18 protein-coding genes are annotated in these 21,806 nt (G+C 72.5%); 9 read left to right on the forward strand and 9 right to left on the reverse strand.

The features are described from left to right. Positions 1-52: 52 nt before the first annotated feature. Together ABZS51_RS07815 and ABZS51_RS07820 are read left to right on the forward strand one after the other, a co-directional pair. A complete protein-coding gene (locus ABZS51_RS07815) occupies positions 53-1,468 on the forward strand; it encodes a family 2B encapsulin nanocompartment shell protein (protein WP_355437545.1) in 1,416 nt (471 codons plus the stop codon). Beyond that, positions 1,465-3,702 (forward strand): terpene synthase family protein, encoded by a 2,238-nt coding sequence (locus tag ABZS51_RS07820; protein WP_355437546.1) that lies wholly within the window; start codon positions 1,465-1,467, stop codon positions 3,700-3,702. The genes ABZS51_RS07815 and ABZS51_RS07820 overlap by 4 nt, the downstream gene beginning before the upstream one ends. Here ABZS51_RS07820 and ABZS51_RS07825 read toward each other — a convergent pair. From ABZS51_RS07825 to ABZS51_RS07840, 4 genes are all read right to left on the reverse strand, one after another. After that, a complete protein-coding gene (locus ABZS51_RS07825) occupies positions 3,651-4,073 on the reverse strand; it encodes an STAS domain-containing protein (RefSeq protein WP_355437548.1) in 423 nt (140 codons plus the stop codon). The two genes, ABZS51_RS07820 and ABZS51_RS07825, sit on opposite strands and share 52 nt — an antisense overlap. 785 nt (positions 4,074-4,858) lie before the next feature. Beyond that, positions 4,859-5,350: a hypothetical protein gene (locus ABZS51_RS07830; protein WP_355437550.1), complete on the reverse strand. Its 492-nt coding sequence runs from the start codon at positions 5,348-5,350 to the stop codon at positions 4,859-4,861. Positions 5,351-6,743: 1,393 nt separating this feature from the next. Further along, positions 6,744-6,983 (reverse strand): hypothetical protein, encoded by a 240-nt coding sequence (locus tag ABZS51_RS07835; RefSeq protein ID WP_355437552.1) that lies wholly within the window; start codon positions 6,981-6,983, stop codon positions 6,744-6,746. A gap of 263 nt (positions 6,984-7,246) precedes the next feature. Further along, a complete protein-coding gene (locus ABZS51_RS07840; protein WP_355437554.1) occupies positions 7,247-7,492 on the reverse strand; it encodes a hypothetical protein in 246 nt (81 codons plus the stop codon). Between the two features lie 102 nt (positions 7,493-7,594). Between ABZS51_RS07840 and ABZS51_RS07845 the strand changes: the two genes are divergently transcribed. After that, positions 7,595-8,941 (forward strand): NERD domain-containing protein kinase family protein, encoded by a 1,347-nt coding sequence (locus tag ABZS51_RS07845; RefSeq protein ID WP_355437556.1) that lies wholly within the window; start codon positions 7,595-7,597, stop codon positions 8,939-8,941. A gap of 228 nt (positions 8,942-9,169) precedes the next feature. Here ABZS51_RS07845 and ABZS51_RS07850 read toward each other — a convergent pair whose 3' ends face one another. Continuing rightward, a complete protein-coding gene (locus tag ABZS51_RS07850; protein WP_355437558.1) occupies positions 9,170-11,845 on the reverse strand; it encodes a BTAD domain-containing putative transcriptional regulator in 2,676 nt (891 codons plus the stop codon). A gap of 341 nt (positions 11,846-12,186) precedes the next feature. On the opposite strand from ABZS51_RS07850, the gene ABZS51_RS07855 reads away from it, so the two are divergent. After that, positions 12,187-13,605, forward strand: a complete 1,419-nt coding sequence (locus tag ABZS51_RS07855) for a peptidoglycan recognition family protein (RefSeq protein WP_355437560.1) — start codon at positions 12,187-12,189, stop codon at positions 13,603-13,605. 88 nt (positions 13,606-13,693) lie between these two features. Here the strand turns inward: ABZS51_RS07855 and ABZS51_RS07860 are convergent, their stop codons facing one another. After that, positions 13,694-14,506, reverse strand: a complete 813-nt coding sequence (locus ABZS51_RS07860; protein ID WP_355437562.1) for a hypothetical protein — start codon at positions 14,504-14,506, stop codon at positions 13,694-13,696. 145 nt (positions 14,507-14,651) lie between these two features. On the opposite strand from ABZS51_RS07860, the gene ABZS51_RS07865 reads away from it, so the two are divergent. Continuing rightward, complete coding sequence (locus ABZS51_RS07865; RefSeq protein ID WP_355437564.1) at positions 14,652-15,701, forward strand: DUF2293 domain-containing protein; 1,050 nt, start codon at positions 14,652-14,654, stop codon at positions 15,699-15,701. Continuing rightward, positions 15,698-16,081 carry an MmcQ/YjbR family DNA-binding protein gene (locus tag ABZS51_RS07870; RefSeq protein WP_310708087.1) on the forward strand — a complete coding sequence of 128 codons (384 nt, stop codon included), beginning with the start codon at positions 15,698-15,700 and terminating at the stop codon, positions 16,079-16,081. Before ABZS51_RS07865 ends, ABZS51_RS07870 begins: the two co-directional genes overlap by 4 nt. A gap of 49 nt (positions 16,082-16,130) precedes the next feature. Here ABZS51_RS07870 and ABZS51_RS07875 read toward each other — a convergent pair whose 3' ends face one another. The 3 genes from ABZS51_RS07875 to ABZS51_RS07885 all read right to left on the reverse strand — a co-directional run bounded on the left by ABZS51_RS07875 (position 16,131) and on the right by ABZS51_RS07885 (position 19,447). Beyond that, complete coding sequence (locus ABZS51_RS07875) at positions 16,131-17,327, reverse strand: serine hydrolase domain-containing protein (RefSeq protein WP_355437566.1); 1,197 nt, start codon at positions 17,325-17,327, stop codon at positions 16,131-16,133. 147 nt (positions 17,328-17,474) lie between these two features. Next, on the reverse strand, positions 17,475-18,593 hold the full coding sequence (locus ABZS51_RS07880) for an ABC transporter substrate-binding protein (protein WP_355437568.1): 1,119 nt from the start codon (positions 18,591-18,593) through the stop codon (positions 17,475-17,477). After that, positions 18,590-19,447, reverse strand: coding sequence for a fumarylacetoacetate hydrolase family protein (locus ABZS51_RS07885; RefSeq protein ID WP_355437570.1), 858 nt, complete (start codon positions 19,445-19,447; stop codon positions 18,590-18,592). The genes ABZS51_RS07880 and ABZS51_RS07885 overlap by 4 nt, the downstream gene beginning before the upstream one ends. Positions 19,448-19,560: 113 nt before the next feature. On the opposite strand from ABZS51_RS07885, the gene ABZS51_RS07890 reads away from it, so the two are divergent. The 3 genes from ABZS51_RS07890 to ABZS51_RS07900 all read left to right on the forward strand — a co-directional run bounded on the left by ABZS51_RS07890 (position 19,561) and on the right by ABZS51_RS07900 (position 21,779). Then, a complete protein-coding gene (locus ABZS51_RS07890) occupies positions 19,561-20,265 on the forward strand; it encodes a dienelactone hydrolase family protein (protein ID WP_355437572.1) in 705 nt (234 codons plus the stop codon). Between the two features lie 65 nt (positions 20,266-20,330). After that, complete coding sequence (locus ABZS51_RS07895) at positions 20,331-20,873, forward strand: VanZ family protein (protein WP_355437574.1); 543 nt, start codon at positions 20,331-20,333, stop codon at positions 20,871-20,873. 153 nt (positions 20,874-21,026) lie between these two features. After that, entirely contained in the window at positions 21,027-21,779 is a 753-nt protein-coding gene (locus tag ABZS51_RS07900) for a GntR family transcriptional regulator (RefSeq protein WP_355437576.1), read from the forward strand. The last annotated feature ends 27 nt before the right edge of the window (positions 21,780-21,806 follow it).

Genomic DNA, 21,806 nt, shown 5'->3' on the forward strand with positions numbered 1-21,806 from the left:
GTCGGGTCATCAGTCAGGTCATCAGGCAGGTCGAGGGATGGATGGTGCCGGTTTGACGGAGCAGCATCGGGAAGCAGAGCGCCAGAGCCTCGACACGCAGGCGGCGCGGCTGCTGGCCACGACGACCAAGACACCGCCGCAGACCCGCGAGATCACACCTCGCTGGCTGACGCGGGTCCTGCCCTGGGTGGAGGTGGCCGGCGCCGTCTACCGGGTCAACCGCCGGCTCACCTATCCCGTGGGCGGCGGCCGGGTGGGCTTCACCCACGAGGGGGCGCGGGTCAGGGTGATCCCGCCGAGCCTGGCCGAGCTGCCGCCGCTGAGCGGGCTCGGCGACGCCTCCGTCCTGGAGAGGCTCGCCGGCCTGTTCGAGCAGCGCGAGTACGCGCCGGGTGAGGCGATCGCGCGGGCCGGTGAGCCCGCCGGCGGCCTGGTGCTGCTCGCGTCCGGCAAGGCCGCCCGGCTCCAGCCCGGCCCGTACGGCGACGACCTCGTCCGGGCGACGCTGTCGGCCGGCGACCACGCCGGGTTCGAGCGGTCCGGGCCCGACGCCCGCTGGCCGTACACACTGGCGGCCCGCACGCCGTGCACGGTGCTGTACCTGCCGTGGGAGGCGTTCGAGGCGCTGGCCGCCCGGTCGCCGTCGCTGCGGGAGCGGCTCGACCGGCACCGTGCCGACCTGGCCAGGCCGCACAACAAGCACGGCGAGGCGGCCATCGCCGTGGCCGCCGGCCATCGGGGTGAGCCGGTCCTGCCGGGCACCTTCGCCGACTACGACCCCGGCCCGCGCGAGTACGAGCTGAGCGTCTCCCAGGCCGTGCTCCGGGTCCACACCCGGGTCGCCGACCTGTACAGCGAGCCGATGGACCAGACGGAGCAGCAGCTCCGGCTCACCATCGAGACGGTCCTGGAGGCGCAGGAGCGCGCGCTGGTCAACGACCCGGGCTTCGGGCTGCTGCACAACGTGGACCCCCGCCAGCGGATCCCCACGCGCGGTGGCCCGCCCACCCCCGGCGACCTCGACGAGCTGCTCAGCCGCCGCAAGAAGACGCGTTATCTCCTCGCCCACCCCCGGGCGATCGCCGCGTTCGGCCGGCAGTGCAACCACCTCGGCGTCCACCCCGAGCCGGTCACCGTCGAGGGGCGGACGCTGCCGGCCTGGCGCGGGGTGCCGATCCTGCCCTGCGACAAGCTGCCCGTCAGCCCGGCGGGCACGACCGCGATCCTCGCCTTCCGCACCGGGGAGGACGACCAGGGCGTGGTGGGGCTGCGGCAGACCGGCCTGCCGGGCGAGCGCCTGCCCGGGCTGAGCGTCCGGTGCACCGGCATCGACGACCGGGCCATCTCCTCCTATCTGGTCAGCGCCCATTACTCGGCCGCCGTCCTGGTGCCCGACGCGCTCGGCATGCTCACCGACGTCGAGGTTCACGAGCAGAGGTTCACGAGCCAGAACGGAGTGACCCCATGACCGACCAGCCGTTCGAGCTGCCGGACTTCTACCTGCCGTATCCCGCCCGGCTCAACCCGCACCTGGAGGAGGCCCGTCACCACTCCCGGCAGTGGGCGCGCTCCATGGGCATGCTGGAGGGCTCCGGCGTCTGGGAGCAGCGCGACCTCGACGCCCACGACTACGCCCTGCTGTGCGCCTACACCCATCCTGACTGCGACGGGCCCGAGCTCAGCCTGATCACCGACTGGTACGTGTGGGTGTTCTTCTTCGACGACCACTTCCTGGAGCTGTTCAAGCGCACCGGCGACCGCCGGGCCGGCAAGGAGCACCTCGACCGGCTGGCCGCGTTCATGCCGCTGGACCTCTCCGACGGCCTGCCCGAGCCGGCCAACCCGGTGGAGGCCGGCCTGGCCGACCTGTGGGCCCGCACGGTGCCCAGCCGCTCGCCGCAGTGGCGCGAGCGCTTCGCCGAGAGCACCCGCAACCTGCTGAACGAGTCGCTCTGGGAGCTGTCCAACATCAACATCGGGCGGGTGCCCAACCCGGTCGAGTACATCGAGATGCGCCGCAAGGTCGGCGGCGCGCCCTGGTCGGCCGGCCTGGTCGAGCACGCGGTGGGGGCCGAGGTCCCGGCGGTCGTCGCGGCCTCCCGGCCCATGAGGGTGCTGCGCGACGCGTTCTCCGACGGCGTCCACCTGCGCAACGACCTGTTCTCCTACCAGCGGGAGGTCGAGGACGAGGGCGAGCTGAGCAACGGCGTGCTGGTGCTGGAGACGTTCCTCGGCTGCACCACCCAGGAGGCCGCCGACGCGGTCAACGACCTGCTCACCTCGCGGCTCCAGCAGTTCGAGCACACGGTCGCCACCGAGCTGGGCCCGATGTTCGTGGAGCACGGCCTCGACCCGTTGTCGTGCGCCGGTGTGCTCGCGTACGTCAAGGGACTGCAGGACTGGCAGTCGGGCGGCCACGAGTGGCACATGCGCTCCAGCCGCTACATGAACCAGCGCGCCTCCCGCGGCGCCGGGCTCGGCATGCGCTCGGTCGTCGACATCCTCGGCGCCAAACGGTTCCGCTCGCACGCGCATGTCCCCCACCGGCGGGTCGGGCCGTCGGTGATCCCCGAGCTCGCCATGCCGTTCGAGCCCCGCCTGTCGCCCCACCTCGGCTCCGCCCGGGTCAACGTCGTCACCTGGGCGCGCGAGATGGGCATCCTCGAAGCGCAGCCGGGCGTGGTCGGCTCGGCCGTGTGGGACGCGGACAAGCTGGTCGACTACGACCTGCCGCTGTGCGCGGCGGGCATCCACCCCGACGCCTCACCCGAGCAGCTCGACCTGTCGTCGGCCTGGCTGGCCTGGGGCACCTACGGCGACGACTACTTCCCCGTCGTGTTCGGCCGCACCCGCAACCTGCCCGCCGCCAAGGTGTGCGTCGAGCGGCTGTCGGCGTTCATGCCGCTCGACGGGCCGCCACTCACGGAGCCGGTGAACGCTCTCGAACGCAGCCTGGCCGACCTGTGGGCCCGCACGGCCGGGCCGATGCGGCCGCCGGCGCGCCGCAGGTTCCGCGGGGCCATCGAGGACATGGTCCAGAGCTGGCTGTGGGAGCTGGCCAACCAGATCGCCAACCGGGTGCCCGACCCCGTCGACTACGTGGAGATGCGGCGGATGACGTTCGGCTCGGAGCTCACGATGAGCCTGTGCCGCCTGGCCCACGGCGACCGGGTGCCGCCGGAGATCTACGCGAGCGGGCCGATGCGGTCGCTGGAGAACTCCGCCATGGACTACGCGGCGCTGCTCAACGACGTGTTCTCGTACCAGAAGGAGATCGAGTTCGAGGGCGAGACGCACAACGTCGTCCTGGTCACGGAGACCTTCTTCGGCTGCGGCTACCCCGAGGCGCTCGGCATCGCCGCCGACCTCGTCAATTCCCGGATGCGGCAGTTCCAGCACGTCGCCGAGCACGAGCTGCCGCTGCTGTACGACGACGCCGAGCTGGGCGAGGAGGCGCGTGAGGTGCTGCGCGGGTACGTGAGGGACCTGGAGAACTGGATGTCGGGCATCCTCGTGTGGCACCGCGACTGCCGCCGCTACGACGAGGGCTCCCTGCGCCGCCACCACCAGCCGCCCCGGTGGCGGCTGGCCGGGCCCACGGGCCTCGGAACCTCGGCCGCGATGATGTGGGGCTCGGCGGTCCAGTGCGCTCAGGGCGCGGTCTGCGGCGTGGCGCTGTCCGGCTCGGGGTTCAGCTCGTAGAACCAGCCGATCAGGCGCAGCAGCCGCTGCTGGTACGGGGTGACGTTGCGCAGGCGCACCCAGCGCTGCGACGCGGGCAGCGCCGGCATGAGCAGCGCCCGCAGGCCCGCCAGGTCGATGAAGGTGATGCGGCTGGTGTCGACGGTCACGTGCCCGCCGGCGATGCGGCAGCCGGCCAGCACCCGGGACAGCGCCTCGCAGTTGCTCACGTCGATCTCGCCGACGACGGCGAGCAGAGGGTCCGCTGTCCCGAGCGGGAAGCCGAGATGGTGGGGCGCCTTCCGCGGATCCCGTGCGGGTCCTCGCAGGGAGATCCGGACGAGCCGGTCCGCGTACAGCAACCGCTCGCTCATGTCCGTGTCACCGGTCATCGGCCGCGCACCCCCATCTCCTTGAGCGTGGGGGTCGTGTCCGGCCCCTGCGCACAGGGGGACGGACCGGCGTCGCGTCTCCGCCGATCCGGAACCAGATTACACGAAATGTCTTTCGTTAAGTGATATCCATGATAAAGAGGCGGTATGCCTGTGGGGTATGAGCGGACCCGGAGCTCTGCGGGTCCGTCCTCTGCTGTCTACCCGTTCCACGGCGCCTGAAATGTGCCCGTTTCACGGCGAGTGACCTGTGCCGTTTCACGGCGATGTCCGCCGGCTGGGGCGTGGGCTCCCTGTACCAGGTCGCCATCTCCCGCCCACGCCTGCCGGCGGATCACGCCATTTCTCTGAGGACCGACTCTTCTGAGGACGGCTTCATGACGGCCTCCTCAGCGAATCACGCAGGCCCGACCCTGTCGGTCGTCGTCGCCGTCGCCCTGCTGGCTCGCGAATCCCGGCTCCTACGACCGCCGGTCGTCAACGGCTTCGTGCTCGTGACCGCGCAGCTACCGGCCCGGGTTCACCTGGGAGTGCACTGTCCCACCGGCACCCGTCGTCTCGATCCCGGCGAGCACCGCCGCCATCCGGTCGGCGCTCCCCGCCTTCGAGTCTCTTCGCGTACGAGCCACTCGGGGTGGCCCCACACGGGCGCCGGCCGGCCCCAGGCCGTCTGAGAACGCGGGCCCCCGATCATGCGAGCACGAAGCACATACATCCGGCCGGAGGGGACGGGCCTTACCGTGCCCAGCCGTGCTTATCCGTGCTTACCCCTGGTTCCCCGTGGTTCAGCAGGGGGCGAGCACGGAGGTGGACGACGCCTGGTGGTTGTTCAGCACGCCGACGTTGACCTTGTGCAGCTGGCCGACGTTCAGAACGTTGATGTTCTTGACCGAGTCGTTGGCCACGTCGTTCAGCAGAACGAGGTCGTTGGCCGCGGCCCACTGGCTGGCGACCTGGGTGCCGGTGTTCGCCACGCCGGCCGGCACGTAGCTGGTCGAGCTGGTGGCGGTGGAGCTCGTGGCCGTGGAGCTCGTGGCCGTGGAGCTGGTGGTGTGGTTGGTGGTGCACTGCGTCGTGCAGCTGGTGCACTGCGTGGTGGTGGTGACGACCTTCGTGGCGCAGGGAAGCGCGATGACCGGCTTGGGGGCGCAGTCGGTCGCGACGGTCGGCTTGGGGGTGCAGTACGTGCTGGTGCCGCTGTCCGCGTAGGCGCTCACGGTTGAGAGGCCGAAGACGGCACCGGCGAGGGCTGCACCGACGAGAATGCGACGCATCATTTCGAGTTCTCCTTCGTGGGAATCAGCGCGGAAGGGGATGCGCTTCATCTGAATCGCTCTCTCACAGGACTGGAAGAGGCCGGATAACGATCCCGCGCCATGGCGGTTCACCGCAACTCGAATTCGCTAAGCCCAAGTCAAATGCAACCCTCAATTGCTTGGCGCTTGATTATGCGTCGCCCGGATATGCCCCGATATTCGGGCTTCGACGGATTGCTATGAGGCGTTATTAGCTGGCTTATATTGATATGCCCCAACCGATTTGCCCTGACGCCCAGGCCGGCGCGATCCGCCTCTCGGGGTACTGGTGCGGCGCCGGCCCTGCGCCCGGTCCTCAGTGACCTCGACCAGCCACCTTGGTCACCTCGGCCGGCCACCTTGGTCACCTCGGCCGGCCGCCACCACCTCGGCGACACGCGCGGGCCGTTTCGGGCCGGCTCGCGAGAAGGCGGTGGGCAAGGGGTGCCCGGGAAGCGTCACGGCGCGTGGCATGAGGATGCGGGCCGCCACGAAGGGCCGGAAGGCATGCAACGCGACGGCGCGAAAGGGAACGCAGCGCTCAGGAAGCGGCGCTCCAGGACACAGCCGAGCGGACCGGGACGACGCCGAGCGGACCGGGATGACGCCGAGCGGACCGGGATGACGCCGGGCCCGCGGGCGGCCGGAAGCAAGGGGCGCCAAGACTCGGGAGAAGCGGAGTCCGCCCGGAAGACGCGCATCCGGGGGCGCACAGACGTATGGCGCGCAGACCTGAGGAGCCCAGGCGAGGTGGCGCAGACCAGAGACGCGCAGACCGAAGGGCACGGCCGAAGGCGCAGAGGGGCGGACGGACCAGACCTGCAGCAAGCGGCCCATGAGGCGGAGGGGGTGGGAGCCCTGAAGTGGAAGGGACCGGCGCGGTGAGGGACCGGTGCAGGGACGAACCCGGCGCGGGGAGGACCGGCGCGGTGAGGGACCGGTGCAGGGACGAGCCCGGCGCGGGGAGGGCCGGCGCGGGCAGAAGCCCGGCGCGGGGAGAAGCCCGGCGCGGGGAGGGTGGTCGGTGCGGGGAGGGTGGTCGGCGGGGGGAATGCGGATGGGGGGTGGGTGTGGCGTAGCGGGCGGCGGCGGCCCGGGGCGTGCCGCTTGGAAGCGTACGTCCCGGGCCGTCGACACATCAGGCCCAGCCGGCGCGTCAGGCGCGGCGGGCTCGACCGGACTGACCGGCTCGACCGGCCTGGCTGGTTCGGTGGGCCGGGTGGATCCCGTGTATCGGTTGGATCGTGTGGTCCCGTGGGGAGCCACGGGCGTTGTCGAGGGCGCTGGGTCGCGCGGGGATGGCGGCCGCCGGCCGACCGGCGCGGAGCCGGAGGGCTGGCGAGGGAACCGCGGGCCGGCGCCTCGCGACAGTGCGTCAGCCGTTGTTGAGGACCGCGACGTCGACCTGGTCGACCTGGCCGATGTTGAGCACGTTCACGTCCTTGACGGAGTCGTTGAGCACGCCGTTCAGCACGGTGGCGTTGTTCAGGGCGCTCCACTGGCTAAGCCAGCTCTGGCCGCTGTTGTACGGGTTGGAGTCGGCCGAGGCGGCGGCGGCGGAGAAACCGAGCGCGATGCCCGCGATGGCAGCACCGGCGAGAATACGACGGATCATGTTTGTTTCCTCCATTGATCGGCGCGGAAATCACCAGCGCCATAGTCGTTTGTGCAGGGCGGTGAAGGTGCCGTCAATAACGATCCCGGCACCGGGCGGGTGCCGCAACCCAAGAACGCCTCCTGGCGGTCAAGGAGCCGCCTCGTTTTCTTGGCACACACGCTTTCCGCGGCACGCGCGAATCACCGGCATATACAGAATGGCGCGGCTCCGGGACATCGTTGTTTAAGCACGATCATCCAAAACTTGAGCGCACCATTCGCTCAGGAGGACAACTCGTCGAGAACGGCGGACAGGTGGCGCAATGTCCGCAGGCAGTCCCGCGTGTCCGCTTCGTCCAGTCGAGCCGCCAGGCGCTCGGCGAAGCGCCGGTGTCCCGGGGTGATCCGCGCGGTCGCGTCACGGCAGGCCGGGGCGGGCTGGAGGAGCTTGGCGCGGCGGTGGGCCGGGTCGGGCCGGTATTCGGCGGCGAGGCCCTTCTCCACCAGCAGGTCCGCGATCCGCTGCACCCCCCTGCCGGGTCAGGCCCAGCACACGGGCGACGCCGGCCACGGGCAGCGGCTCGGGCAGGACAACATCCTGTCAATCCGTATGCGTGCGAGGATATGTGCATGGCACAGATCGTCGGCGGGGGACGTCCGGTCAACGACGCGGAGCGGCGCGTGATCGCCTATCTGCGCGACCAGGGCCCGGCCGACTGGCTGCTGCTCCACAACGTCGAGGTGCCCCGCGGCGAGGACGTGTTCGAGGTGGACCTGCTGGTCCTGACCGGCCACTCCCTGGTGGTCGTCGACGTCAAGGGCACCCGTGGCCGCATCCAGGTGTCGGGCCCGCGGTGGTTCCCGCCGCGCCGGGAGGCGTACGGCTCGCCGGTGACGAAGCTGAGGGGCACCGCGCGAGCGCTCAAGGGCCTGCTGGTCTCCCGCGCCACCCAGCTCGAACGTGTCTACGTCGACAGCCTCGTGGTGCTCACCTCGCCCGACGCCGAGCTGGTCGATCCCACGGGGCGCGACGCGGCCCACGTCACCGACCTGGACGGCCTGGTGCCGATGCTGGCCGACGCGTCGCGGGTCAAGCGCGGGTGCAGCCCCGACGCCCGCCCGTACCTGAGCGCGATCCTCGACGCGCTCCACCAGACGGTACGGCGGAGCACCGCGCCCCCCAGGTACGGCAACTGGGAGGTCGAGGAGCAGCTCGGCGGCGACACCAGGGTCACCGAGTACCGCGCGTTCAACGCGACGCTGCCCGGCAGCGAGACCGTGCTGCTGCGCGTCTACCAGGCCGATCCCCTCGCCGACGAGGCGGCGCGGGCCGCCGAGCGGCAGCGCATCGCCAACGCCTACCAGTCGCTGGCCCGGATCCCGCCCCACCCCTGCGTGGTCCGCTCGCGCGACTTCTTCGCCATCGACGACGAGAGCCGGTTCGTGCTGGTGCTCGACGACGTCCACGGCGAGGCGCTGCACCTGAGCCCGGGCCGGGGCGCCGGGTCGCCGTTCGTGATCCAGGACCTGCTGAGCGGCCTGGCGCACGCGCACGCCCACGGCGTCATCCACCGCGCGCTGACCCCCGCGTGCGTGCTCGTCACCGACGACGGTCACGCCGTGCTGACCGGCTTCGACTACTCCAAGCCCGGCCCGCGCAACTTCACGGTGGCGCACGAGCTGACCAACGTGCTCGACGGCCACTACGTGGCGCCCGAGTGCCAGGACCAGCCCGACCGAATGACGGCCGCCTCAGACGTCTACGCGGCCGGCGTGATCGCCTACCAGCTCCTCACGGGCGGGCTGCCGGCGGGTCCCGACGCCCTGGGCCCGGAGGTGCCGGACGTGGTGCGGCGGATGCTCGACCACTCGCCGGCCAAGCGCCCCTCGGCGGCCGAGGCGCTCGACGCCCTCCGCGGGATCCCGCAGCGATCCCGCCTCAGACGACTGGTCCGCCGCATCGTTCCCGGTTCATGACGATCGCCTAGGAGCCGGCCGCCCCGGACGCGCCGAAACGGACGAGCACGGGCGCGGGCACACGCGCGGCGAGGGCACAGGCAGGGGCGCGGCGGCGGGAGCGCGGGGCTCGGGCCGGCCGTCGTCGCGGCCGTCGCGGAAGCGCACGGGGCAGGTGGAGGGGTCCAGCGTGCCCGGGAACACGGTCTTCGCCCTGTACCTGCCCCTGCGGAAGGCGGCGCGGGACGGCTAGACGGGCAGCCGGCGGCGCAGGTCGCTGGCGTGCTTGAGGTAGTCGAGCGCCAGCCCCGTACGGCCGGCCGTGCGGTGCAGCTCGCCCAGGAGCTGCGTGGTCGACGCCTCGCCGCTGCGGTCCCCCAGCTCCTGGAAGACACCGAGGGAGCGTTCGAGGCCGGCGGAGGCGGGGGCGAGCTCGCCGCGGCGCACCTGGAGCCGGGCCAGGCTCTGCAGGGCGTACGCCCCGCAGTGCCGGTCGCCGAGCGACTCGAAGATGTCCAGCGCGTGGTGGTGGAAGGACACGGCCTCGTGCAGCTGCCCCATCTGAAGGCACACGCAGCCCTCGCGGTGGGAGTCGCCGAGCTCCTGGGCCAGCCGCATGGCCTGGTTCAGCGACTCGGACGCCTGGGTCAGGTCGCCGGACTTGAGGCAGACCCGGCCGATGGCCTGCCGGGCGAGCGCCTCGCCCTGCGGGTCGCCGGCGGCCAGGAACATGGCCAGGGCGCGCTTGAAGTGGCCGAGCGACTGCGCCGGCAGGCCGCGGAACTGGCTGACCGCGCCGAGCCCGCAGATCGTGGTGGCCTCCGCCCGCACGTCGCCGACCTCGTGGAAGAGCTGCCGGGAGCGGACGAACCCGTCGACCGCCTCCTCGTAGCGGTCCTGGTAGAGGGCGACCTGGGCGAGCCCGCGCAGCATGGCGGCCTCGCCGTACGTGTCGCCGTTGGCGCGGGCGGCCTCCAGGGCGACGCCGTGGGTGCGTTGCCAGGTGTCGAGCCGGCAGTGCAGGTCCAGGTACGGGACCATGGCGGCGGCCAGGCCCCACGCCGACTCGGCGAGCCCGGCCTCGGCGGCCACGCCGACGGCGGCGACGAGCGAGTCGTGCTCGGCCTCGAACCAGCCCAGCGGGTTGGACGTCAGCCGGTTCAGGGTCTGCTCCGGCAGGCGCCAGCGCGGGGTCCGGGGCGCGATGAGGCTGAAGACGGTGGTGGGCAGCCGGGCCATGGCGTGCTCGGTGGTCGCGGTCCAGGCGGCGAGCACGCGGGCCAGGGCGTCGCGGTCGGGGGTCCGTTCGAGGGCGTGGCGGCGGATGAGGTCGGGCACGCGGTAGCGCGGCTGGCCGACGGGGTCGGTGCCGACGAGCTCCAGCAGGTTCACGTCGACGAGGAGATCGGTCACATCGTCGGCGCGATGCCGGTCGAGCGCCGCGTCGACCACCCAGCCGGGCTGCGCGAGGGCGCCGAGCCGGCCGAACGTGCCGAGCGTGCGCGCGGCCTCGTCGGGCAGGTCGCGGTAGCTGCGGTCGAGGCGGACGCGGACCTCCTGCAGCTCGTTGAGCCGGTCGTCCTCCAGCCGCTGCCGCAGCACGGCGAGGGACCAGCCGGGCCGGCCGACGAGCCTGGCGCCGGCGCTGCGCACGGCCAGGGGCAGCCGGCCGCACGCCTCGACGATGGCGCGGGCGTCCTCCTGCTCGCGGGCCACCCTGTCGCCGCCGACGATCCGGGCGAGGAGCTCGAACGCCTCGTCGGCCGGCAGCTCGCCGAGGTCCACGTGCCGGGTGCCGGGCAGCTCGGTGATGCGCCGCCTGCTGGTGACGATGACCGTGGAGTCGTTGCCCGGCAGCAGCGGCCGTACCTGTGAGGCGTCGAGGGCGTCGTCCAGCAGGACGAGCATGGGCCGGTCGGCGAGCAGCGAGCGGAAGAGCGCGGAGCGCTCGTGCAGCGTGGGCGGGGGCGTGTCGGTGCCGAGCGCCCGCAGCGCCTCGGCGAGAAGGTCGGCCGGCTCCCGGCCGTCGAGGGCGAGGTAGAGCTGTCCTGCGGGGAAACCCTCGCGCAGGGTGTGCGCGGCGTGCACGGCCAGCGCGGTCTTGCCCGCTCCGGGCGGCCCGGAGACCACGGCGACCTGGAACGGCTCGGCCAGCGCGGCGAGGGCGTCGGCCCGGCCCGTGAAGTCGGGGACGTCGGGCGGGAGCTGGCGGGGCGCGGCGGGCGGCGGCTCGTCGGCGAGGATCGACTCGTACGCGGACCGCAGACCGGTGCCGGGCTCGACGCCGAGCTCGTCGACGAGGAGCTGCCGCACCGTGGCGTAGGCGCGCAGCGCCTCGGCCTTCCTGCCGCCCCGGTGCAGGGCGAGCAGTAATCGCCCCCACAGATCCTCCCGGTACGGGTGCTCGGCGAGCAGGCCGCGCAGCTCGGTGACCGCGCCGGTGTGGTCGCCCTGGTCCATCCTCCGGCTGATCAGCTCTTCGGCGGCGCGCAGGCGCAGCTCGTGGAGGGGGTCGAGGCGGCGGTCCCAGAGCGGGCTGCCCGGCAGGTCGGCGAGCGGGGCGCCGCGCCACAGGGACAGCGCCTCCTCGTAGCGGGCCTGGCCCACCAGCTCCTCGAACACCAGGAGGTCCAGCGCGTGGTCCGGCACGTCGATGGCGTAGCCGGAGCCGTTGCCCCGCAGGCATCCGCCGGCCTCGCCCAAGTCGGTCCGGAGAGAGCTGACGTAGGTGCGCAGGTTGGCCTGCGCGGAGCGGGGCGGGCGCTCCGGCCAGAGCACCTCGACCAGCTGGTCGGCGCCGACGACCCCGCCCGCTTCCAGCAACAACGTGGCCAGCAGCAGGCGTGGCTTCTTGCCGGAGATCCGGACCGGCAAACCCGATGTCCGGAGCTCCAGCGGTCCTAGCACATGGAAAGTGACCGTCATGACCGCATCTGCTCCTTATGGAGGCGTGACAGCTCTTTGTACCGGGTCTGGACGTTTCTTGTGCGCCATATGCCGACGCTTGTCTCAGAGATCCCAGCAGAAAGGATCACCCGATGAAGCCTGACGGAGCGCTGATCACGTGTTTCTCGCGCTCAGTCAGCGTGGGACGGCACCGGGTTCCCCCCCGCCGTTCCCGTGCGGCCGGAGCCGGATGGGTGACTCCAGCGACTTTGCGTACCCGGCGACGGCCGCCCCCAGTGCGTCAAGTGGGGCGGCAAGGCCGGAAGCACGACCTACAACAGTCCCTCTGAGCATTGCGGATGATGAAGACTACAACTTTTGTGATCGCCGGACTTATCGCCCTGTCCGGCCAGCAGGTGGCCTACGCCGCCACCGCGACCAACTCCGCGACCGCCTCCGTCGCGGCCACTCCCCTCGGCGATGCCTTCACCAAGGCCGCCGGCACCTACGAGATACCCCGTGACCTGCTGGTCGCCCTGGGCTACGCCGAGACCCACCTCGACGGCCACGACGGCGAGCCGAGCGCCAGCGGCGGCTACGGCGTGATGCACCTGGTCAGCAACCCCCAGACCAAGGCTCTGGAGGAGGCGGCCAAGCTCACCTCCATCCCCGTCGCCAAGCTGAAGACCGACGACGCGTCCAACGTCCTGGGCGGCGCCGCCGTGCTGCGCGCCAAGGCCGACGCGCTCGGGCTGGACGCCACCGCCCGCAAGGACCCCGCCAAGTGGTACGGCGCGGTGGCCGCGTACGGCAACCTGGCCGACGACACCACGGCGCGCATCTACGCCGACGCCGTGTACGAGGCCCTCGCCTCCGGCATCGACGCGGCCGGCGTGCAGACCGAGGCCGCCCAGGTGACGCCGGAGCGCGGGAAGTACGCCGACGACGCGCCCCGCACGCTCGCCTCGGCCACCGACTACCCCGGCGCGGTGTGGAAGGCGGCCAGCACCTCCAACTACGCGGTCTCCAACCGGCCGACCAGCAACAAGATCGACCGCATCATCATCCACGTGACGCAGGGCTCCTACGCCGGCTCCATCTCGTGGTTCCAGAACCCGGCGGCCAAGGTGTCGGCCCACTACGTGGTGCGCTCGTCCGACGGCCAGGTCACGCAGATGGTGCGGGAGAAGAACCGCGCGTGGCACGCGGGCAACAGCAGCTACAACCAGCGCTCCATCGGCATCGAGCACGAGGGCTACATCAGCGACGCGTCCTGGTTCACCGACCAGATGTACCGGGGCTCGGCCGCGCTGACCCGCAACATCGCCGACAGGTACGGCATCCCCAAGGACCGCACCCACATCATCGGCCACGTCCAGGTGCCCGGCTCCGACCACACCGACCCGGGCTCGCACTGGAACTGGACCAAGTACATGAGCTACGTGACCGGCGGCACCGGCGGCGGTGGGACCACCAACCCGCACACCGCCGAGGAGGTCTGCGGCACCGGCTACAAGGTCATCGACTCGCAGGCCCTGGGCACCAACGGCACGGTCTACCTGCTGTACAGCACCTCGGCCGGCAAGAACTGCGTGGCCACGATCAAGAAGACCTCGATCGGCAAGGCCAGCGCGACCAGCGCCTTCCTGGAGGTGCAGGGCTCCGCGCGGAAGACCGACACGGGCCAGTTCACCTACTACGCGGGTCCCGTCGCGGCCGCCGCGGCGGACAAGTGCGTCAAGTGGGGCGGCTCGGTGGGCACCTCCACGTACACGAGCTCGTTCGAGCACTGCGGCTGATCCAAGCCATTTCCTTCCCCCCTCCCGGCGGCCCGGCGTCCTCCTGGACACCGGGCCGCCGCCCTTCGTCCCCCCTCAGCGGTAGGGGTCAGAGCGGCTGGAGGGCGTCGATGACGTCGATGACGTACACGGTCCGGCCGCCGTCCGCCCCGCCGGGTCCGGGCTCGGGCACGGCCATGCGGGCGCCCACGTGCACGCCCACGAGCCCGGCCAGCCAGGCGGAAGGCGCCGACCCGGGCGCGAGCGTGACGGCGCTCGGCCCGCCGCGCCGGAAGGACGAGTCGACGATCCGGCGCCCGGGCACCCGCATCGCCAGGTACTGCACCACCAGCCTCGCCCCCTCGCGGATCTCCGGGCCGGAGCCGTCGATGAGCGTGCTGGCCCTGTCCAGCGGCAGGCCGGCGGGCACGGTCGGCAGCGGCCGGCCCACCCGGCGCGCGTCCGGCGGGTAGCCGCCGAGGACGTCGAAGACCACGACCACCACAGCCTCCGGATCGACGCCGTCGAGCGGCACGCCCGGCCCGGCGGCCTCGCCCGCGGGGCCGACGAGCACGACGCGGCTGCCGGCCGGCCGGTCCATGAGCGCCTCATGCCAGGCTCGGGGGACCGTGCGGCCGTCGAAGACGACCGAGACGGGATGCCGGGCCTCGTACGCGCCGGCCTGCCTGCTGCCGTCCGACCACAGGCGTACGGACACGTCCGCGAGCACGACGTCGCCAGGGGCCGTGCGGCGGCCCTGCCCGGCGGAGAGCAAGGCCACGCGCGGCAGGCGCCCCGGCGCGCCGTCCGGGATGGCGACGGCCGGCTCGGCCCCGAACGCGCCGGTCACCACCGGCAGCCCGCTGTCGGCGACTCCGCACGACGTGGCGAGCACGAGAACGGCCGGCCAGAACAGGCGCACGATCCCCTCCGCGATGCCAGAAATCACCGGAGGCGCGAGGAGTCTCCGGAGTTGGCCGATCCGGCGCGCCGGATCCGCCTGCATCCTTGCCGGGATCGGCCCAAGCGAAGCCGATCGGAGGTCAAAGAGGCGGCACACTGGGTGCGTGAGCAAGCCGAACCTGTCCCGCCGGGTCGCCGAGGCGGCCGGGATCGCCCTGACCAACCGGAAGTACGTGACGTTCGTGGACGTGGTCACCGGACTGCGGTGGCTGCACTCGCGGCACGTCGACACCTGGCGGCAGGGCCGGGCCGCCACGCTGGCCGAGCTGGCGGCGGTCGGCGACGACCGGCTGCTCGCCGCCGCCGCGCTGCTGCGCGACTGGGCCGTGGGGCAGGGGCTGCGCCCGGTGGAGGCGTCGTACGTGTCCGGCAGCCGTGACCGGCGCGAGCTGCGGTTCACGGCCGGCGACCATCCGCAGGAGGCGTTCCGCGTCCACTGGGTGTCGCCGGAGCTGAGCGAGGCCCGGGTGCGGCGGCTCGCCGAGCGCCAGAGCAAGGCGCCCGACCTGACGGTCGTCGTGCCGCAGCAGCCGTGGACGTGCGCCTCGTGCGGCGACACCGGGCCGTACCTGATCATGGAGGACGACCGGCCGCACTGCCTGACGTGCGCGGACATGGACCATCTGGTGTTCCTGCCGTCGGGTGACGCGGCGCTCAGCCGGCGGGCCAAGCAGGAGAGCGGCCTGGCGGCCGTGGTCGTCGAGTACAACCGCCGGCGCAAGGTCTACCAGCGCAGGGGCCTGCTGGTGGAGGAGCGGGCGCTGACGCTGGCCGAGGAGCGCTGCCTGGCCGACGAGGAGGCCCGGCTGCGCCGCCGCGAGCGCGACAGGGAGCGCCGGGCCGTGCAGGACGACGACTTCCGGGCCCGGATGGCGGCCGAGATCCGGACCCTGTTCCCGGGCTGCCCCGCCGAGCGGGCCGAGGAGATCGCCGCGCACGCCGCCCTGCGCGGCAGCGGGCGGGTGGGCCGCACGGCGGCGGCCAGGGCACTCGACGCGAACGCGATCACGCTCGCCGTGGTCGCGTCGATCCGCCACCTCGACACCGACTACGACAAGCTGCTGATGACGGGCGTCCCCCGGACCGAGGCACGCGACCGGATCCGCGACGCCATCGACGCCAGGCTGGCCGACTTCAGGAGGAGGACGACATGAACGACCCGGCTGCGTGGTCCCGGGTGCGCGACGAGCTGCGGGACTTCGCGCTCGGCCTGCCCGAGACCCGCGAGGACCACCCGTGGGGCGAGACCGTCGTCAAGGTCGGCAAGAAGGTCTTCCTCTTCCTCGGCCTGGACGAGGCGACCGAGAAGTGGGCGCCGACCTTCGGGGTGAAGCTGCTGTCGGAGGCGCACGGCCATGCGCTGACCGTCGAGGGCGCCAGGCCCAGCGGCTACGGGCTGGGCAAGGCCGGCTGGGTGACGGTCCCGTTCATGGCCGAGCTGCCGGAGACCGAGGTCCTCCTCGACTGGGTCGAGGAGAGCTACCGGGCCATCGCCACCAAGCGAGCGATCAAGGCCCTGGACGAGCGGGCATAGCGGCGAGGCCGGTCCCGTCCGGGACCGGCCTGGTGCGCGGGTGCGGGTCCTACTTGGCGAAGGCGGCCAGCGCGACGCCCAGCCCGCGCTCGTTCTGGCCCTGCGCCTTGGCGTCGGTGGAGCTGACCGAGTAGACCAGGGTGCGGCTCAGGTCGCGGGTGGCGCCCACGCCGGTGGAGGAGCCGTAGCGCGCGCCGGTCTTGCCGAAGGCCACGATGCCGCCCGGCAGCTCGATCCGCGACAGGCCGGAGGTGTAGACGGCGGGCTTGTCCGTGCCGTACAGCTTGACGTCGGGGACCGTGAACATCGGCTCCAGCTGCGCCGCGGGCACGACCTTGCCGGAGAACAGGGCCTTGACGAACTTCTCCAGGTCGGCGGTCGTGGAGATGAGGTCGCCCGAGGCCCAGGTGGAGGTGACGCTCATGTCGGTCATGTCCACCAGGTACGTGTCGCCGTACGCGAAGGAGTCGGGGAAGCCCTTGGGCACCGCCTGGTAGCCGTGGTTGTGCCGGCCCTTGATCTTGACCGAGTCGCCGGGCAGGTAGCTGTCGCGCATGCCGACCGGGCGCAGGATTCTCGTGGTGACCTCGTGCTCGTACGAGCGGCCCGTGACCTTCTCGATGAGCATGCCGGCGACGAACGTGTTGGTGTTCAGGTAGTGCTGCCTGGTGCCGGGAGCGAACTCGATCGGGTTCTTCACGGCCTTGGCGACGTACTCCTCCGGGGTCCACTGCTGGAACCGGGTCTTGTAGACCCACGCCAGGTCGCCCGGCACCTTCGGCGACGGCAGCCCGCTGGTGTGGTTCAGGAGCTCGGCGACGCTGATCGCCGGGTAGCCCGCCGGGAGGAGGCCGGGCAGGTACTCCTGGACGGTGCCGTCGAGCGAGAGCTTCCCCTCGGCGACGAGCTGGAGCACGACCGCCGTGGTGAAGATCTTCGTGACGCTCCCGGCGCGGAACCGCGCGCCCTCGCGGGCGGGCCGCTTGGTACGCAGGTCCGTCACGCCGGTGACCCCCTTCCAGGAGCCCCGGGAGCCGCTGACGCGGACCTCGGCGGCGGTGGCGTCGGCCGCGGGCAGGCCGGCGATGCTCGCCTTGAGCGCCGCTTCGTTGATCGGCGGCAGCCCCGCGGCCGTGGCCGTCGCGGTCACCGCGGTGGGGGCGGCGGCGAGTGCGGCCGGGCCGGCGGCGACGGTCGTGAGGGCGGCGACGGCGAGTGCGGCGGCGGCGAGGCGGGTGCGGTTCATGAGGGCGTATCTCCAGGTCGGAAGGGGTTCTCCTTGATGGCTCCATCCTGTCGATCACGCGCTCCCACCGGATCGCCGAGACCGGCGATCTTCCGGCTCCCTCTCACGAGGGAACCGGCCTCGCCCCCTCGGGCGAGCGATCCCCCGTCAGCCCGTGGGCGGGATGGTGGCGATGACCCGGTTGACCCCGTTCTCGTACCGCAGGGCGTACCAGGTCTGCACCGGGCTGTGCGTCACCGGATCGAGCCGGAACGTGCCCCGCGGGCTGTCCACCTCCCGCACCCGGCCGAGCGCCCGCGTCAGGTCGCCGCTCTCCGCCCCGCCCTCCGACACGGCCAGGTCGATCAGCCGCATGGCGTCCCAGCCCTGCACGGCCACCGTCGAGGGGTCACGCCGGGTCGCCGCCCGCCACCTGGCCACGAACGCGGTGTTGGCCGGGTTGGCCAGCGCCGGTGAGTAGAGGCCCACGCTGGTCGTCCCCTCGCCGTCGGCGCCGACGGCCGCCATCACGTCCTCGTCGGTGAGCTGCTGGCAGGCCAGCAGCTCCACCTTCCGGTCGTAGCCGAGCTGCTTGTACGTCCTGGCGAAGGAGACGGCCTCGGCCCCGGCGTAGAAGGCGTACAGCAGATGGGCGTCCGCCGGGATCCGCCCCAGGTACGGCCCGAGGTCGGTGGCGCCGCCGAACGGCGTGAGCACGCGCTTGAGCGGCTCGGCCCCGTAGCCCTCGGCGAAGCCGTCGAGGGTCTGGACGCCCCCGGAGTAGTCGGACGCCATCGCCACCACCCGCACCCGGCCGTGGCTGCGGGCCGCGTACCTGCCGGCCGCCTCGCCCTGCTCCCGGTTGGTGAACGACACCCGGAACACCCCCGGGCCGCCCAGCTCGTCCGCGCCCGCGTTGGCGATCACCACCGGGGTCCCCGCCACCTCGCGCACCACCTCGACCGCCACCGGGGAGGCGACCAGGCCGGTCACCACGCTCACGCCCTCGCCCGACACCAGCCGCCGGGCCTGCTGCCGCCCCTGGTCGGGGCTGCCCGAGTCGTCGGCGACCAGCAGCCGCGCCGGCCGGCCGCCCAGCATGCCGTCATGGGCGTCCAGGTAGAGGCGCATGGCGGTCTCCATGTCCTTGCCCAGCTTCGCGTACACACCGGTCCGGGAGACGATCGCGCCCACCTTGACCACGGGGTCGTGCCGCACCTGCATGGCCGGCGAGGCGCCGCACCCGGCCAGCAGCAGCACCACCGCCGCCGCGGCGGCCGCTCTCACGCGGCGAACACCGCGCACACGGACCCCAGGCCCTCGATCCACGCCTCGAACACGTCGCCGGGCTCCACCGGGACCACCGGCCCCAGCGCGCCGGTCAGCACGACGTCGCCGGCGCGCAGCGGCCGGTCGGTGCGGCCCAGCGCCCCGGCGACCCAGGCGGCCGCGTTGAGCGGGTGGCCCAGGCAGTCCGCGCCCGAGCCGGCCGACACCTGCGTGCCCGCCCGGGTCATCGTCATCGCCGCCGTCCGCAGGTCGAGCCCGGGCAGCGGCACCGGTGCGCCGCCCAGCACGAACGCGCCACCGGAGGCGTTGTCCGCGATCGTGTCGACCGGCGTGATGTCCCAGCCGGCCACGCGCGAGTCGGCGATCTCGATCGCGGGCAGCGCGAAGTCCACCGCCCGGATCACCTCCGCCACCGTGAACGGCCCGCCCACCAGGTCATGGCCCAGCACCAGGGCGACCTCGGCCTCCGCCATCGGCTGGAGGAACCGCTCCACCGGCACCGGCACCCCCTCCGGGAGGGCCATGTCGGCGAACAGGGCGCCGTGGGAGCACTCGCGAGCGCCGAACCGCTCCCGCATGAGCGCGTTGGTCAGCCCCGCCTTCCGTCCGACGAGCCGCCGGCCCTCCCCCAGCGCCCGCCGGGTGCCGATCTCCTGGACGGCGTAGGCGTCGTCCACCGTGCCGATGAGATCCCTGACCGGCGGGCACGGCTTGCCCGAGCGGGCGGCCTCGGCCAGCCGCCCGGCCGCATGCGCCCGGATGTCCACCGCGTCCGACCAGGGGTCCGCCGCCGACCAGGGGTCCACCGCGTCCGACCGGGTGTCCACCGCGTCCGACCATTCGTCCTGCATGCCGCACCGTCCTGTCCGCGTCGACTGCCATCTGCCAGCTTCGCACCGCCGGCGGCCGCGCGGCAGCGGTCATTTCACGCGGCTCTCGTCCGTGATGCGCCATCCTGGGGAGCATGGACAAGCGCATCGACCAGGTGACCGCCCACGACGGCTCGTTCGACGTCCACGTCTGGCTGCCCGAGGGCGGCACCGGGCCGGGGATCCTCCTGGTCCAGGAGATCTACGGCGTCGGACCGTACATCGCCAAGGTCGCCGAGGAGCTAGCCGGGCGCGGCTACGTGGTGGCGGCGCCCGACCTGTTCTGGCGCCTGCGGCCCGGCTGGGTCGGCGAGCACACCCCGGAGGGGACCGCGGCGTCGATCGAGCTGGCCTCCGGCTTCGACCTGCCGCAGGGCGTCGCCGACTGCGCGCTGACACTCGTCCACCTGCGCGGGCTGCCCGAGGTGACGGGCGGGCTCGGGGCGCTCGGGTTCTGCCTGGGCGGGTCGGTGGGCTTCATGCTCGCCACGCAGACGGAGCTCGACGCCGTCCTGTCCTTCTACGGCTCCGCCGTGCCGGAGGCGACCGGGCTGATGGAGCGGATCTCCTCGCCGCTGCTGCTGGTCTTCGGCGGCAGCGACCCGTACATCCCGCGCGAGCAGGTGGCGAAGGTCGAGGAGGCGGCGCAGGGGCGGCCGAACGTGCGGGTGTACGTGGACGAGGAGGCGGGACACGCCTTCCACAACAGCGAGTCGCCGATGTTCCACCACCCGGAGGCGGCCGAGCGCGCGTGGCGCATCGCCCTCGACTTCCTCGGCACCCATCTGCCCGTCTCCTGACGCCGTGCGGGGCTGTCCTGGAGGACAGGTTCTCGTACCCCCGGTCCGGCCCTCATGATGGGCTGGTGGGGCGGACTTGGGAGCTGTGGGGAAATATCATCATCGCTGCGGTTCTGGCGCTTCCGCTGGCGGCGGCCCTGACGTACCTCCTGGCCCGGCGCCGCGCCCGCGCCGGCCACCCCGCGCCCGCCCGCACCGCCGTGGCCGACGTCGGCATCCTGACCGGCACGCTTCCCTGGCTGTGGATGATCCTCACCCCGGCCACCGGTCAGGAAGGAGTCAGTCTCGTCCCGTTCACCGACCTCGTCACTCTCGCCGGCGCGCCGCCGGGCGCGGTGTTGACGCAGGTCGGGGGCAACCTGCTGGTCTTCGCCGCGCTGGGCGCGCTGCTGCCCGTACGCGGGCCGCGCTTCGCCTCCACGGCGCGGGTGGCCGCCGCCGGGGCCGCCGCCTCGGTCACGGTCGAGGCCCTCCAGTACGTCCTGCGGCTCGGCCGCTACTCGTCGATCGACGACGTTCTCCTCAACACCACGGGCGCCGTGCTGGCCGCGTTGGTTACTCGCCGCTGGTGGGCCACCCGGATAACGACGCGCACGGTTCCCCGATAAAGGGCGGCGGAAACCGGTTTCGGCTCGCCACATGGGCACGATCCGCTCAAAAGAAGCACGCGACCAACCTGCGTATCTGTGCGATCGTGGACAAGACGGGGCAAGTTCTCTGGAGACGCCAAACCCGGTTGGTGACAGAGGGTGGTATCAAACGTGTCTGAATCCCCGGTACCCCACGATCTCCCCATCTACCGCCGCATCGCCGACGGCCTCCGCTCCCGGATCCTCGCCGGCGAGCTGAGAGACGGGGACCGGCTACCGGGCGAGAACGCGCTGATGGCCGACTACTCGATCGCCCGTGCCACCGCGAGGCAGGCGCTGGCCGTCCTCATCAACGAAGGTCTGGCCGTCCCCAAACGAGGGTCGGGGGTCTATGTGCGCCTGTTCAAGCCGATACGCAGGCACGGCTCGCGCCGCCTGGCGCGTGACCAGTGGGGTGAGGGGCACTCCATCTGGGACGCCGACGTGCGCGGCCGGCCGTTCACCGTGGACGAGGTGGAGGTGCTCAACGAGGAGGCGCCCGAGGACGTGGCCGAGGTGCTGGACAGCCGCCAGGCGTGGATCAGGCGGCGGCGCTACTCGGTCGACGGGCGGCCGGTGCAGCTCGCCACCTCGTACTTCCCCGCGCGGGCGGTAGAGGGCAGCGCCATCACGCTGGCCGACACCGGGGCGGGCGGCGTCTACGCCAGGCTGCGCGACCTCGGGCTCGCGCCGGCGCACTTCACCGAGGAGATCCGGGCCCGCATGCCCGCGCCGAGGGAGAGCGAGCTGCTGGGCCTGCCGGCCGGCACACCCGTGATCGTGATCGCCCGCACGGCGTACACGTCGAGCGGCGTGCCGGTCGAGTACAACGAGATGGTCCTGGACTCCGCCGCCTACGTACTCCAGTACGACTTCGACGCCTAGGGCGAACCAGGTTGTCGAGCGATAGGT

Origin of the sequence: Nonomuraea sp. NPDC005501 (assembly GCF_040605905.1) — a bacterium.
In the GTDB taxonomy this organism is placed as follows: Bacteria; Actinomycetota; Actinomycetes; order Streptosporangiales; family Streptosporangiaceae; genus Nonomuraea.